Below are 13,917 nucleotides of genomic sequence, written 5' to 3' on the forward strand. Positions count from 1 at the left end.
TTACAGCAGCGGCTTTTCTCCACGCTGCCACCAGCGCAACAGCAAGCGATCGACGCTTTCCGCCGCGCTGCCGGTGAAGCGATCCATCAAGCGTTTGCGGCGCGTATAGCGCACGGCGATCACTTCATGGTTATCCAGCTCGGCGATCAGCAAGTCATCGCTGGTGCCGATGGCGTCGATCAAGCCCTTCTCTTTCGCCTGTGAACCGAACCAGTGTTCACCGGTGGCGACGCTGTCGATATCCAGCGACGGGCGCTGCTCATGCACAAAGCGCTTGAACAGCTCGTGGGTTTCGTTCAGATCTTCGCGGAACTTCTCGCGCCCCTGTTCGGTGTTTTCACCGAACAGCGTCAGCGTGCGTTTGAACTGCCCGGCGGTGTGCAACTCTACGTCGATGTCATTCTTTTTCAGCAGGCGGTGGAAGTTCGGGATCTGCGCCACCACGCCGATGGAGCCGATGATGGCGAACGGCGCCGCCACGATGCGATCCGCGACGCAGGCCATCATGTAGCCGCCGCTGGCCGCCACTTTATCCACCGCTACCGTCAGGCGAATGCCGCCTTTGCGCAGGCGCTCCAGCTGCGAAGCCGCCAGGCCGTAGCCGTGCACCACTCCGCCAGGGCTTTCCAGGCGCAGCAGGACTTCATCCTGCGCCGACGCCACCGCCAACACCGCCGAGATTTCTTCGCGCAGTGAGGTTACCTCGTGCGCGTCCATGCTGCCTTTGAAATCCAGCACATACAGACACGGCTTGGCCACTTCCACCGCGCCGGACTTGGCGCGCTGTTTCTTCAATTTGTCATCCGATTTGGTCTGCTTCTTGAACTGTTTCAGCCAAACCTTCTGTTCGGCGGCATCCATGCGCGCCAGGCGCATATCGCGTTGCATCTCACGATACTGTTCGCCGAGATCGGTCAGCTGCAGCTCCCCTTTCTGGCGGCTCTTGCGTTGCCCCAAACTGACCGCCAGGATGGCCAACGCGGCGATGGCGAGCACCACCGTGGCGACCTTGGCCAGAAACAGGCCATAAACAGATATAAACTCCACAGATTCCGCCTTTATTTACAGGTTGTTAGTATGCTTATTTCCATTTTAGCCAACCGCAGCGGCTGCTGTCGCGGCTAAATGAAAATTCATTGCGCACAGAGCATCACTATGGGGACGATTTACGGTCGAACCAAGGCGCCGCTGCCGCGCTTTTGTTACAAAAGAATGCCATTTCAGCCTGCTACGCATTGAAAATGCCCGCGGATTAAGGCATATAACACCCATTATTCATCAATATGATGAGACGGATTCGCTGCGCGGCCCGCAGACGGTCGAGCCTTCGCTCCCGCCCCGGCCGCGCGTTTCACCCTTGCTCCCCGATATCTGCGGGAGAACAGCCACCCAGGCGAGGATTTATCGTGCATTACCAACCCAAACAAGATCTGCTCGAACAACGTATTATTTTGGTCACCGGCGCCGGCGACGGCATCGGCCGCGAAGCGGCGCTGACCTACGCGCGCTTCGGTGCCCAGTTGGTGCTGCTGGGGCGCACCGAGAGCAAACTGCTGGCGGTACAACAAGAGATCGCGGTCCAGGGCGGCGCCCCGGCCCGGGTAGTGACGCTGGACTTACTGCACGCCACTCAGGAGCAATGCCGGCAGATAGCCGACGATCTGGCGCGCCAGATCCCCCGCCTTGACGGCGTGCTGCACAACGCCGGCCTGCTCGGCGACATCGCGCCGATGGCCGACCTGTCGATGACCATGTGGCAAGAGGTGATGCAGGTTAACGTCAACGCTACCTTTATGCTGACTCAGGCGCTGCTGCCGCTGCTGCTGAAATCCCACGCCGGTTCGCTGGTGTTCACCAGCTCCAGCGTCGGGCGCACCGGCCGCGCAGACTGGGGTGCCTATGCGGTGTCGAAATTCGCCACCGAAGGCATGATGCAGGTGTTGGCCGACGAGTATAAAAACCGTAATCTGCGGGTGAACTGCATCAATCCTGGCGGCACCCGCACCAAAATGCGCGCATCCGCCTTCCCGCACGAAGACAAGAACAAGCTGAAAACTCCGGCCGATATCATGCCGCTGTACCTGTATCTGATGGGCGAAGACAGCCGCCGGAAAACCGGCATGAGCTTCGACGCGCAGCCGAACCGTAAACCCGGCGCGGCCGAATAATAAGGAGCGTTTCATGGCGGAAGATCGTCATCAACAGCGTCAGCAGCGCCTGAAAGAACAGGTCGATGCCCGCATCGCCGCGGCGCAGGACACGCGCGGCCTGCTGCTGGTGTTTACCGGCAACGGCAAGGGTAAAACCACGGCCGCCTTCGGCACCGTCACCCGGGCGGTTGGCCACGGCATGCGCGCCGGGGTGATCCAGTTCATCAAGGGCGAGTGGCCCAATGGCGAAAAAAACCTGCTGCAGCAACACGGCGTTGAATTCCAGGTGATGGCCACCGGTTTTACCTGGGAGACGCAGAACAAGGCCGGCGATACCGCCGCCTGTCAGGCGGTGTGGCAGCACGGCAAACGCATGCTGGCCGACAGCAGCCTGGATCTGGTGCTGCTGGACGAAGTGACCTACATGCTGACCTACGGCTATCTGGAACTGGAAGAGCTGAAGGAAGCGCTCCTGCGGCGCCCTGCGCACCAAACGGTGATCCTGACCGGGCGCGGTTGCCATCGCGATCTGCTGGAACTGGCGGATACGGTCACGGAGATGCGGCCGGTGAAACACGCGTTCGATGCAGGCGTGAAGGCACAACAGGGGATCGATTGGTAACACAAAGTTCTGGCCCCGAACGGGGCCAGAATGAGAGATTAGCTGCGTTTGCTTGGCTTGCCCGGTTTACCCGGCTTGCTGCCTGGCGCACTGCGGCGGCCGCTGCCGGCCACCTGTGAGTGTCGCTTGACCGCACGGCGGATCTGGTTGGCCTTCACGCGGCGGCGCTCACGCTCCACCGGCATTTTGCTGACCGTTTCCGGTTTCAGTTCCACCAGCTCGCGCAGGTAGTTGATCGCCGGCAGATCCAGTTCGGCCCAGCCTCCGCGCGGCAGGCCTTTCGGCAGATCGATGTCACCGTAGCGCACGCGGATCAGGCGGCTCACTTGCACGCCCACCGCTTCCCACAGGCGACGTACTTCACGGTTGCGGCCTTCGGTCAGGGTCACGTTGTACCACTGGTTGAGGCCTTCCCCGCCCTGGAAGCTAATGGTGCGGAAGGCAGCCGGGCCGTCTTCCAGCTGCACGCCCTTGCTCAGCTGCTTCACTTTCGCATCATCAACCTGGCCAAACACGCGTACCGCGTACTCGCGCTCCACTTCACGGCTCGGGTGCATCAGACGGTTGGCCAGTTCGCCATCAGTGGTGAACAGCAGCAGACCGGAGGTGTTGACGTCCAGGCGCCCTACCGCCACCCAGCGTGAACCGCGCAGCTTCGGCAGACGATCGAACACCGTCGGGCGGCCTTCAGGATCGCTGCGGGTACACAGCTCGCCTTCCGGTTTGTAGTAAGCCAGCACCCGGCAAACCACCTCTTCGGATTCTTTGATCGACAGGACATGACCGTCCAGACGAATTTTCATCGCCGGCGTCACTTCAACGCGATCGCCCAGCTTGGCGACCTTGCCGTCGACGCTGACGCGCCCGGCTTCAATCATGGTTTCGATTTCACGACGCGAGCCATGCCCGGCGCGCGCTAAAACTTTCTGTAACTTTTCGCTCATTGAGCAACCTCTAATGTCGCCTTCACAGGCGTCGGGGGGATACCGCCGCGGCCAAGCGCCACAACGGTCATAATACGTTTATCAGGATCGAACCGCGTATTATACAGGCTTTCTAAGGTGTTGAAACCCACTTTATCGGCGGTGGCCCCCTTCAGACGGCGTTCACGGCGCCAAAAAATCCTCCACCGCCCACAGCACCGCGTCAGGCCGTTCCAGAATGCCGAGGTGAGTGCGAGCCTCTCCTAGGCGCACCACGGAGAAAAACGGCTGCTCGGCGGCAAATGCCTGCTGCTGCCGCAGATAGTCGTCGCGGCGATCCAACGAGTAGATATGTCGGCACGGCGGCGGCGCGCTCATGCCCGCCAGGCGTTGCAGCGGCGAGCCGAATTGCCGGTAGGCCTGTTCGATGGCCACGCCGGCGGCACGCCAGAGCCGGTAATCCTCCTGCGCCATCTCGACCTCCAAATGGCGTTTGACCCGATCGTGGCGGATGCCGCCCTGCCAGAAGTCGAACAAGGCATCGCGCGCCGCCAGCCACTGCTGCGGCTGCTGCATGCGGCTCACCGCCGTAAAGAACGCCGGTTCCGGCTGCGTCATGATCCAGTCGAGAAACACCATGCCCCGCACCCGCTGCGGCAACGCTTCGGCCAACGCCACCGCCAGCCAGCTGGCGTGCGCCACCGACAGGGTGACCACGTTATCCAAACGCAGCGCCGTCAGTAGCTGACGCACATCTTCCAGCAAATCGTCCGCCGCCAGCGACATCTCCGCCGCTTTTGACGACAGGCCGTGGCCACGCCAGTCGATGCTGATCACCCGATAGCGTTCGGCCGCCAAGGCGATAAACGGTTCGAATACCGTTTTCGGTTCGCACCAGCCGGGCAGCAACACCAGCGTGAGTGGCCCTGAGCCGATATCCTGATAGTCGAGCATCATGTTGGCACTGTGAAATGCGGTCATATTACCTCCTGCGCGTCTCTCCCCGACCCGTTCGGGAAATACCGACGGGGATAAGGTGACAGCGCAGCAGGCATTGATCTATTGAAGTTCGTGCGGAAAGCGTCCCGAGCGCACCTTATGAAAAAATGCGCACTAATTGGAATGGGAACTTAATGGCGCACGCAGGGATAGGCGGCGCTTAACGCCAGCATGATCACCGACGGTGCGGAATAATGCAGTTGTTCAGGATGCTCGTTCAAATACTGCATCACCGCGTCGGCGGCTACGCCGATGCTCATCCCGGCCGCCGGGCAGATATTGCGATTGCCCTGCATGGAATAGGTATCGAATACGCCGGCGACGTATCCCATGAACATGCCGCCATTCAGCGCTTCGGCCACGGTGGCTTCACCGCTTTTATTTTTTACGTAACCACCGGATTCGGCCAGCAAACCGCTGCCCGAATAAAACCCCGCATTTGCCATTGAGGAAAATAATAAGGCCGCTAAAAAAGAAACCTGTTTAATCATTGCTGCGCATCCTGCCCATTATCAATTCTGAAGTAATCAAGAATAGCGGCTTTCACGCGAAATAGCGTCGCTTCAGCCGATTTTCAGACAATGGGCAAGGTGGCAACCTTTGACATCAGCGGAAAGGCGCCGCGTCGCCCGCCCCTTCGCGCACCACTTCCGGCGAGGATTCGGTCAGATCGATAACCGTAGTCGGCTGTTGGCCGAGGAAGCCGCCGTGGATCACCAGATCGACCACCTTGCCCAGGTGATCGTTGATCTCTTCCGGATCGGATTCGGCAAAATCATTGCCCGGCAGCATCAGGGTGGTGGACATCATCGGCTCGTTCAGCACCTCCAGCAGCGCCAATGCGATCGGGTTCGACGGCACGCGCAGGCCAATGGTTTTGCGCTTTTCATTCATCAGGCGGCGCGGCACTTCTTTGGTCGCTTTCAGAATGAAGGTGTAGTTGCCCGGCGTATTGTTTTTGATCAGGCGGAACGCCGTATTATCGACGTGCGCATAGGTCGACAACTCGGACAGATCGCGGCACATCAGGGTAAAATTGTGGCTGCCGTCCAACTGACGGATACGGCAAATGCGCTCCATCGCCGCCTTCTCTTCCAGCATGCAACCCAGCGCATAGCCGGAATCGGTGGGATAAACGATCACCCCGCCCTTGCGAAGCACCTCGACCGCCTGGTTAATCAAACGCGGCTGCGGGTTGTCCGGGTGAATATAAAAAAGCTGACTCATGACTTGCTCCTAAATGATGCTCGCGCGCGTTGCCACGCGCGTAAAATCAGACCGCCTGGCCCGGCTGCGACCAATCGCGCCACACCGGCTCGACGCCGCCCGGTAGCCACAGCTTGCGCCCCAGTTCGATCCACGAACAAGGCTGATGAAAATCAGAACCTTGCGAGGCCAACAGGCGATAGTCCTGGGCGTATTTCGCCAATTGCGAGCGCTCATGCGGTGCCTGCTGACACTGCGCCACTTCCATGGCGTCGCCGCCGTGTTCGGCGAAATGCGCCAGCAAACGTTTCAACCACTTCGCGGTCAGATCGTAACGGCCGGGATGCGCTACCACCGCCTGGCCGCCCGATTGATGAATCGCATCAATGGCTTGTTCTATTGTACACCACTGCGGCGGCACGTAGCCGGTTTTGCCTTTGGCCAGGTATTTCTTGAACACCTGCGCCATGTTGTCCGCTACGCCAATCTCCACCAGGTAACGGGCGAAATGGCCGCGGGTTACCGCGCCGTCGCCCGCCAGCCGCTGGGCGCCGACATAGGCGTCGGGAATGCGCGCTTTACCCAGGCGCACGCCGATCTCCTGCGCCCGCCGATTGCGACGTTCGGTTTGTTCCGCCAATAGCGCCACCAGCGCCGGGTGCGCGACGTCCATGCCCAAGCCAACGATATGAATTTCATGATTTTCCCACAGCGTCGAGATTTCCACCCCGTTGACCAACCGCAGCGGCAACGCCTGCTCCGCAATGGCGGCGGCGGCCTCGGCCAAGCCTGCGGTGGTGTCGTGATCGGTGATCGCCAGCACGCCCACGCGCATCTCGACCGCCCGCAGCACCAGCTGCGTCGGCGTCAGATAGCCGTCGGAGGCGGTCGTGTGGCTGTGGAGATCGTACAGAGTAAAAGCGGTAGATGGGGAGTTACTGTCTGTCAAAACGGCTATCCGGCAATGGCTTGGTTTCCTATCATACCCGTTATCGGCGGCCGGACGGAAATCTATTCTGTCCTGGCCACAGGCGCCAGGTGGATGATGAATAGAATTCACGCTGACCGCTAAAACATTGTGCAAAAAGAGGGTTGACTTTGCCTTCGCGAACCAGTTAACTAGTACACAAGTTCACGGCAACGGCCGTGTCGGATGAGCGTTAACAGAGAGAGTCTGCAAATGAACAACTACATTTCTCTTCACGGTTGGTGGCGTACCTCCCTCTTGCGGGCGGTGTAATCGCGCATAGCTGTCATCTGACAATGCAGATTTCCTGAGCCCGCACCTGATGCGGGCTTTTTTATGGACAGAATTCACTGGAACCACCGATGATGAACACCAAACCACAACTGACATTGCTGAAGGCGCAAGCCAGCTACCGGGGCGACCCCACCACCATTTTCCACCAGCTGTGCGGCGCCCGTCCGGCCACTCTGCTGCTGGAATCGGCGGAAATCAACAGCAAACAGAATCTGCAGAGCCTGCTGGTGATCGACAGCGCGCTGCGCATTACCGCACTGGGCCACACCGTCAGCGTGCAGGCGCTGAGCGCCAACGGCGCGGCGCTGCTGCCGCTGCTGGACGAAGCGCTGCCGCCTGAGGTGCGCAATCAGGCACGCCCCAACGGCCGCGAGCTGACCTTCCCGGCGATCGACGCGGTGCAGGACGAAGACGCCCGCCTGCGTTCACTGTCGGTGTTCGACGCACTGCGCACGCTGCTGACCCTGGTGGACTCCCCGGCGGACGAGCGCGAAGCCGTGATGCTGGGCGGCCTGTTCGCCTACGATTTGGTCGCCGGTTTCGAAGACCTGCCGGCGCTGCGCCAGGATCAACGCTGCCCGGACTTCTGCTTCTATCTGGCAGAAACCCTGCTGGTGCTTGATCACCAACGCGGTACGGCCCGTCTGCAGGCCAGCGTCTTCAGTGAACAAGCGAGTGAAGCGCAGCGTTTGCAGCAACGTCTGGAACAACTTCAGGCCGAATTGCAACAAACCCCACAGCCGATCCCGCACCAAACGCTGGAAAACATGCAGCTGAGCTGCAACCAGAGCGACGAAGAGTACGGCGCGGTGGTCAGCGGGCTGCAGGACGCGATCCGCCAGGGCGAGATTTTCCAGGTGGTGCCGTCGCGCCGCTTCTCCCTGCCGTGTCCGGCGCCGCTGGCGGCCTACCAGACCTTGAAAGACAACAACCCCAGCCCGTACATGTTCTTCATGCAGGATGATGACTTCACTCTGTTCGGCGCTTCGCCGGAGAGCGCGCTGAAATACGACGCGGGCAATCGCCAAATCGAAATCTACCCGATCGCCGGCACTCGCCCGCGCGGTCGCCGTGCCGACGGTTCGCTGGATCTGGATCTCGACAGCCGCACCGAGCTGGAAATGCGCACCGATCACAAAGAGCTGGCCGAGCACCTGATGCTGGTCGATCTGGCACGCAACGATCTGGCACGCATCTGCCAGGCCGGCAGCCGCTACGTGGCCGATCTGACCAAGGTGGACCGCTATTCGTTCGTCATGCACCTGGTTTCCCGGGTGGTGGGCACGCTGCGTGCCGATCTCGACGTGCTGCACGCCTACCAGGCCTGCATGAACATGGGCACTCTGAGCGGCGCGCCGAAAGTGCGGGCTATGCAGCTAATCGCCGCCTCCGAAGGCGCGCGCCGCGGCAGCTACGGCGGCGCAGTAGGCTATTTCACCGCCACCGGCGATCTCGATACCTGCATCGTCATTCGTTCCGCCTACGTTGAAGACGGCATCGCCACCGTGCAGGCCGGTGCCGGCGTGGTGCTGGATTCCGTCCCGCAGGCGGAAGCCGACGAAACCCGCAACAAAGCCCGTGCCGTGCTGCGTGCCATCGCCACTGCGCACCATGCCAAGGAGGTGTTCTGATGGCCGATATCCTGCTGCTCGACAACGTCGACTCCTTTACCTATAACCTGGTCGATCAGCTGCGCGCCAGCGGCCACCAGGTGGTGATTTACCGTAACCAGATCGCCGCCGAGGTGATCATCGAACGCTTGGAACACATGGCCCAGCCGGTGCTGATGCTGTCGCCCGGCCCCGGCACGCCGTCCGAAGCGGGCTGCATGCCGGAGCTGCTGCAGCGCCTGCGCGGCCGGCTGCCGATCATCGGCATCTGCCTCGGCCACCAGGCGATCGTCGAAGCCTACGGCGGCCAGGTCGGCCAGGCGGGCGAGATCCTGCACGGCAAAGCCTCGGCGATCGTTCACGATGGCGAAGGCATGTTCGCCGGCATGGCCAACCCGCTGCCGGTGGCGCGCTACCACTCGCTGGTCGGCAGCAATATTCCGGCCGATCTCACCGTTAACGCCCGTTTCGGCGAGATGGTGATGGCGGTGCGCGACGACCAACGCCGCGTGTGCGGCTTCCAGTTCCATCCGGAATCGATTCTGACCACCCACGGCGCACGCCTGCTTGAGCAGACCCTCGCCTGGGCGCTGGCGAAGTAATATAAGGAACACGACGATGCAACCTATTCTTGAGAAACTGTACCGCGCCGAGTCGATGAGCCAGCAGGAAAGCCAACAGCTGTTCAGCGCCATCGTGCGCGGCGAACTGGAGCCGAGCCAACTGGCAGCGGCGTTGATCAGCATGAAAGTCCGTGGCGAGCGCCCGGAAGAGATCGCCGGCGCCGCCAAAGCGCTGTTGGAAGATGCTCAGCCGTTCCCGCGCCCTGACTACCCGTTCGCCGATATCGTCGGCACCGGCGGCGACGGCACCAACAGCATCAATATTTCCACCGCCAGCGCCTTTGTGGCGGCGGCCTGCGGTGCGAAGATCGCCAAACACGGCAACCGCAGCGTCTCCAGCCGTTCCGGCTCGTCGGATCTGCTGGCGGCGTTCGGTATCCGCCTGGATCTGCCGGCGGAAGAAGCGCGCAAGGCGCTGGACGATCTCGGCGTGTGCTTTCTGTTCGCACCGCAGTACCACACCGGTTTTCGTCACGCCATGCCGGTGCGCCAGCAGCTGAAAACCCGCACGCTGTTCAACGTGCTGGGTCCGCTGATCAACCCGGCGCGCCCGCCACTGGCGCTGATCGGCGTTTACAGCCCGGAACTGGTGCTGCCGATTGCCGAAACCCTGCGCGTGCTGGGTTATCAACGTGCGGCGGTGGTTCACGGCGGCGGCATGGACGAGGTGGCGATCCACGCCCCGACGCACGTAGCGGAATTGAACAACGGCGAAATCAGCAGCTACCAGCTCACGCCGCAGTCCTTCGGATTGGAAACCTATCCGCTGGAAGCCTTGCTGGGCGGCACGCCGGAAGAAAACCGTGACATTTTGGCGCGGCTGTTACAAGGTAAAGGCGAGCCGGCGCACGCTGCGGCGGTCGCGGCCAACGTCGCGTTGCTTCTGAAGTTATTCGGACATGAAGACCTGCGCCAAAATGCGCGGCAGGCACTGGATATGATCAACAGCGGGCAGGCCTATGAGCGTGTCATCGCACTGGCGGCAAGAGGATAAATGATGCAGGAAACCGTGCTACACAAGATTGTCCGCGACAAAGCGCAATGGATCGCGGCGCGACAACAGCAACAGCCCCTGGCCAGCTTTCAGAATGACATCGCGCCGAGCGAACGCAGCTTCTATCACGCGCTGCAGGGCACCCGGACGGCTTTCATTCTCGAATGCAAGAAGGCCTCGCCTTCCAAGGGACTGATTCGCGAGAACTTTGATCCGGTAGAAATCGCCACGGTGTATAAAGATTTCGCTTCGGCGATCTCGGTGCTGACCGACGAGAAATACTTTCAGGGCAGCTTCGATTTCCTGCCGCTGGTCAGTAAAACCGTCAGCCAACCGGTGTTGTGCAAAGACTTTATCATCGATCCCTATCAGATTTACCTGGCGCGCTACTATCAGGCCGATGCCATCCTGCTGATGCTGTCGGTGTTGACCGACGAGCAGTACCGCCAACTGGCCGCGGTGGCCCACAGCCTGAATATGGGCGTACTGACCGAAGTGATCAGTGAAGAAGAGCTGCAGCGCGCGATCGCGCTGGAAGCGCGCGTGGTCGGCATCAACAACCGCGATCTGCGCGATTTGAGCATCGATCTGAACCGCACCCGTCAGCTGGCGCCGCGCGTGCCGCATGGCGTGACGGTGATCAGCGAGTCAGGCATCAACAACTACGGGCAGATCCGCGAGCTGAGCCATTACGCCAACGGCTTCCTGATCGGCAGCGCGCTGATGTCGGAACCCGATCTGCGCGCCGCCGTGCGCCGCGTGGTCCTGGGCGACAACAAAGTGTGCGGTCTGACCCGTCCGCAAGACGCCGCCGCCGCCTATCAGGCCGGCGCCATCTACGGCGGGCTGATTTTCGTCGGCCGTTCGCCGCGCTATGTGGACATCACCCGCGCCCGCGAAGTGATCTCCGGCGCGCCGCTGAAATACGTCGGCGTGTTCTGCGACGCCCAGGTCGATACCGTGGCGTTGACCGTTGAGCGCCTCGGGCTGCATGCGGTGCAATTGCACGGCGCGGAAGACCAGGCCTATATCAGCGCCCTGCGCGCCCGCTTGCCGGCCGACTGCCGTATCTGGAAGGCGCTGAGCGTGAAAGATCGGGTGCCGGCGCGCGATCTGCAGCATGTTGACCGTTATCTGCTCGACAACGGTGCCGGCGGCACCGGCCAACGCTTCGACTGGTCGGTGTTGCAAGACGAAGATCTGACTAACGTGATGCTGGCGGGCGGCCTGCGCGCCGACAACTGCGTCGAAGCGGCCAAGCTCGGCTGCGCCGGGCTGGACTTCAACTCCGGCGTGGAAAGCGAACCGGGCATCAAAGATCCCGCGCGCCTGGCCTCGGTCTTCCAGACCCTGCGCGCCTACTGAATACGGCTCTATATTAATAACGGATAATAACGGGAACTCTCATGACGCTGCTTAACCCCTACTTCGGCGAATTTGGTGGCCAGTATGTGCCGCAAATTCTGATGCCGGCCCTGAAACAACTGGAAGAAGCCTTTGTCAGCGCTCAGCGCGATCCGGCATTTCAGGCTGAATTTATCGATCTGTTGAAGAACTACGCAGGCCGCCCGACGGCGCTGACGCTGTGCAAAAACCTCACCGCCGGCAGCAACACCAAGCTCTACCTGAAGCGCGAAGATCTGCTGCACGGCGGCGCGCACAAGACCAACCAGGTGCTGGGCCAGGCGTTGCTGGCCAAGCGCATGGGCAAAACCGAGATCATCGCGGAAACCGGCGCCGGCCAGCACGGCGTCGCGTCGGCGCTGGCCTGCGCGCTGCTCGGCCTGAAGTGCCGCATCTATATGGGCGCCAAAGACGTTGAGCGCCAGTCGCCGAACGTATTCCGCATGCGGCTGATGGGCGCGGAAGTGATCCCGGTGCACAGCGGCTCCGCCACCCTGAAAGACGCCTGCAACGAAGCGTTGCGCGACTGGTCCGGCAGCTATGAAACCGCCCACTATATGCTCGGTACCGCCGCCGGCCCGCACCCGTATCCCACCATCGTGCGTGAATTCCAGCGCATGATCGGCGAAGAAACCAAAGCGCAGATGCTGGAGCGCGAAGGCCGCCTGCCGGATGCGGTCATCGCCTGCGTCGGCGGCGGCTCCAACGCCATCGGCATGTTCGCCGACTTTATCGATGACGCTGACGTTGGGCTTATCGGCGTGGAACCCGCCGGCCTGGGCATCGAAACCGGCCAGCACGGCGCGCCGCTGAAGCACGGCCACGTCGGCATCTACTTCGGCATGAAAGCGCCGATGATGCAGACCGCCGAAGGCCAGATTGAAGAATCCTATTCAATTTCCGCCGGGCTGGACTTCCCGTCCGTCGGGCCGCAGCACGCCTACCTGAACAGCACCGGCCGCGCCGAATACGTGTCGATCACCGACGACGAAGCGCTGGAAGCGTTCAAGGCGCTGTCGCGCCATGAAGGCATCATCCCGGCGCTGGAATCCTCGCACGCCCTGGCGCACGCGCTGAAAATGATCCGTGAAACGCCGCAGAAAGAGCAGATCCTGGTGGTCAACCTGTCCGGCCGCGGCGACAAAGACATATTTACCGTTCACGACATTTTGAAAGCACGGGGAGAAATCTGATGGAACGTTATCAGCAACTGTTCACGCGTCTGGAAAGCAGCAAGGAAGGCGCCTTCGTCCCGTTCGTGACGCTAGGCGATCCTAATCCGGCGCTGTCGCTGCAGATTATCGACACCCTGATCGAAGCCGGCGCGGATGCGCTGGAGCTGGGTATCCCCTTCTCCGATCCGCTGGCGGACGGCCCAACCATCCAAAGCGCGACGCTGCGCGCCTTCGCCGCCGGCGTCACGCCGACCCAGTGCTTCGAGATGCTGGCGGCCATCCGCCAGAAGCACCCGACCATTCCCATCGGCCTGCTGATGTACGCCAACCTGGTGTTCCATAAAGGCATCGATGCGTTTTACCAACGCTGCGCCGAAGTGGGCGTGGATTCAGTGCTGGTCGCCGACGTGCCGTTTGAAGAGTCTGCGCCGTTCCGCGCCGCCGCCGCGCGCCACGGTATCGCACCGATCTTCATCTGCCCGCCGAACGCCGATGACGATCTGCTGCGTGAAATCGCGTCGCACGGCCGCGGCTACACCTACCTGCTGTCGCGCGCCGGGGTGACCGGCACCGAAAGCCGGGCGCAGCTGCCGTTGCATCACCTGGTGAACAAGCTGCGCGAGTATCACGCCGCGCCGCCGCTGCAGGGCTTCGGCATCTCCGAACCCGAGCAGGTAAAGGCCGCGCTGCAGGCCGGGGCCGCCGGCGCGATCTCCGGCTCGGCAATCGTCAAAATCATCGAACAGCACCATGCCAACCCGGCGGAGATGCTGACCAGGCTGGCGGCCTTCGTCAGCAATATGAAGCGCGCCACCCGGGCGTGATCCTCTTTAGCGAGCGCCCTGCCGGCGCTCGCTTTAACAGCTTGTTTCCCCTCAAAGTTTGTTCCATTTATTTACAGCAAAAATTTGAACAAACCCAGGTCTTGTCTCACAATGAACGTTGTTCGC

12 protein-coding genes, 1 pseudogene and 1 other annotated feature are annotated in these 13,917 nt (G+C 61.5%); of the genes and pseudogenes, 7 read left to right on the forward strand and 6 right to left on the reverse strand.

Annotation, left to right across the window (positions count from 1 at the left end; genetic code table 11):
* Positions 1-1,047: a protease SohB gene (sohB, locus tag C9411_RS01575; protein WP_004930703.1), complete on the reverse strand. Its 1,047-nt coding sequence runs from the start codon at positions 1,045-1,047 to the stop codon at positions 1-3.
* 359 nt (positions 1,048-1,406) lie between these two features.
* On the opposite strand from sohB, the gene C9411_RS01580 reads away from it, so the two are divergent.
* Positions 1,407-2,168: a YciK family oxidoreductase gene (locus tag C9411_RS01580; protein ID WP_063990041.1), complete on the forward strand. Its 762-nt coding sequence runs from the start codon at positions 1,407-1,409 to the stop codon at positions 2,166-2,168.
* 13 nt (positions 2,169-2,181) lie between these two features.
* Positions 2,182-2,772 (forward strand): cob(I)yrinic acid a,c-diamide adenosyltransferase, encoded by a 591-nt coding sequence (cobO, locus tag C9411_RS01585; protein WP_063990042.1) that lies wholly within the window; start codon positions 2,182-2,184, stop codon positions 2,770-2,772.
* Between the two features lie 38 nt (positions 2,773-2,810).
* On the opposite strand, the gene rluB is transcribed toward cobO, so the two are convergent.
* From rluB to C9411_RS01610, 5 genes are all read right to left on the reverse strand, one after another.
* Positions 2,811-3,716, reverse strand: coding sequence for a 23S rRNA pseudouridine(2605) synthase RluB (gene rluB, locus C9411_RS01590; protein ID WP_025303042.1), 906 nt, complete (start codon positions 3,714-3,716; stop codon positions 2,811-2,813).
* Between the two features lie 162 nt (positions 3,717-3,878).
* Entirely contained in the window at positions 3,879-4,676 is a 798-nt protein-coding gene (locus tag C9411_RS01595; RefSeq protein WP_063990043.1) for an alpha/beta fold hydrolase, read from the reverse strand.
* A 149-nt stretch (positions 4,677-4,825) separates the two neighbouring features.
* Positions 4,826-5,185, reverse strand: a complete 360-nt coding sequence (locus C9411_RS01600) for a Rap1a/Tai family immunity protein (RefSeq protein WP_046898939.1) — start codon at positions 5,183-5,185, stop codon at positions 4,826-4,828.
* 115 nt (positions 5,186-5,300) lie between these two features.
* The gene (locus tag C9411_RS01605) at positions 5,301-5,921 is read right to left on the reverse strand and encodes an L-threonylcarbamoyladenylate synthase (protein WP_063990044.1); all 621 of its coding nucleotides are present in this window, start codon (positions 5,919-5,921) and stop codon (positions 5,301-5,303) included.
* Between the two features lie 46 nt (positions 5,922-5,967).
* Positions 5,968-6,849, reverse strand: a complete 882-nt coding sequence (locus tag C9411_RS01610) for a PHP domain-containing protein (RefSeq protein ID WP_063990045.1) — start codon at positions 6,847-6,849, stop codon at positions 5,968-5,970.
* A 252-nt stretch (positions 6,850-7,101) separates the two neighbouring features.
* Positions 7,102-7,205 (forward strand) — a sequence feature (Trp leader region).
* A 24-nt stretch (positions 7,206-7,229) separates the two neighbouring features.
* On the opposite strand from C9411_RS01610, the gene C9411_RS01615 reads away from it, so the two are divergent.
* The 5 genes and pseudogenes from C9411_RS01615 (at position 7,230) to trpA (ending at position 13,791) form a co-directional block, all read left to right on the forward strand.
* Positions 7,230-8,792: an anthranilate synthase component 1 gene (locus tag C9411_RS01615; RefSeq protein WP_107226304.1), complete on the forward strand. Its 1,563-nt coding sequence runs from the start codon at positions 7,230-7,232 to the stop codon at positions 8,790-8,792.
* Positions 8,792-10,388, forward strand: a pseudogene (gene trpD / locus C9411_RS25935) (bifunctional anthranilate synthase glutamate amidotransferase component TrpG/anthranilate phosphoribosyltransferase TrpD). The gene C9411_RS01615 and the pseudogene trpD overlap by 1 nt, the downstream one beginning before the upstream one ends.
* A 3-nt stretch (positions 10,389-10,391) precedes the next feature.
* The gene (gene trpCF, locus C9411_RS01630) at positions 10,392-11,753 is read left to right on the forward strand and encodes a bifunctional indole-3-glycerol-phosphate synthase TrpC/phosphoribosylanthranilate isomerase TrpF (RefSeq protein ID WP_199200115.1); all 1,362 of its coding nucleotides are present in this window, start codon (positions 10,392-10,394) and stop codon (positions 11,751-11,753) included.
* Between the two features lie 41 nt (positions 11,754-11,794).
* Positions 11,795-12,985 carry a tryptophan synthase subunit beta gene (gene trpB, locus C9411_RS01635; RefSeq protein ID WP_060439813.1) on the forward strand — a complete coding sequence of 397 codons (1,191 nt, stop codon included), beginning with the start codon at positions 11,795-11,797 and terminating at the stop codon, positions 12,983-12,985.
* Positions 12,985-13,791 carry a tryptophan synthase subunit alpha gene (gene trpA, locus C9411_RS01640; RefSeq protein ID WP_060418860.1) on the forward strand — a complete coding sequence of 269 codons (807 nt, stop codon included), beginning with the start codon at positions 12,985-12,987 and terminating at the stop codon, positions 13,789-13,791. The genes trpB and trpA overlap by 1 nt, the downstream gene beginning before the upstream one ends.
* Positions 13,792-13,917: the final 126 nt, after the last annotated feature.

Source organism: Serratia sp. Nf2 (genome assembly GCF_003028435.1).
In the GTDB taxonomy this organism is placed as follows: Bacteria; Pseudomonadota; Gammaproteobacteria; order Enterobacterales; family Enterobacteriaceae; genus Serratia; species Serratia marcescens_L.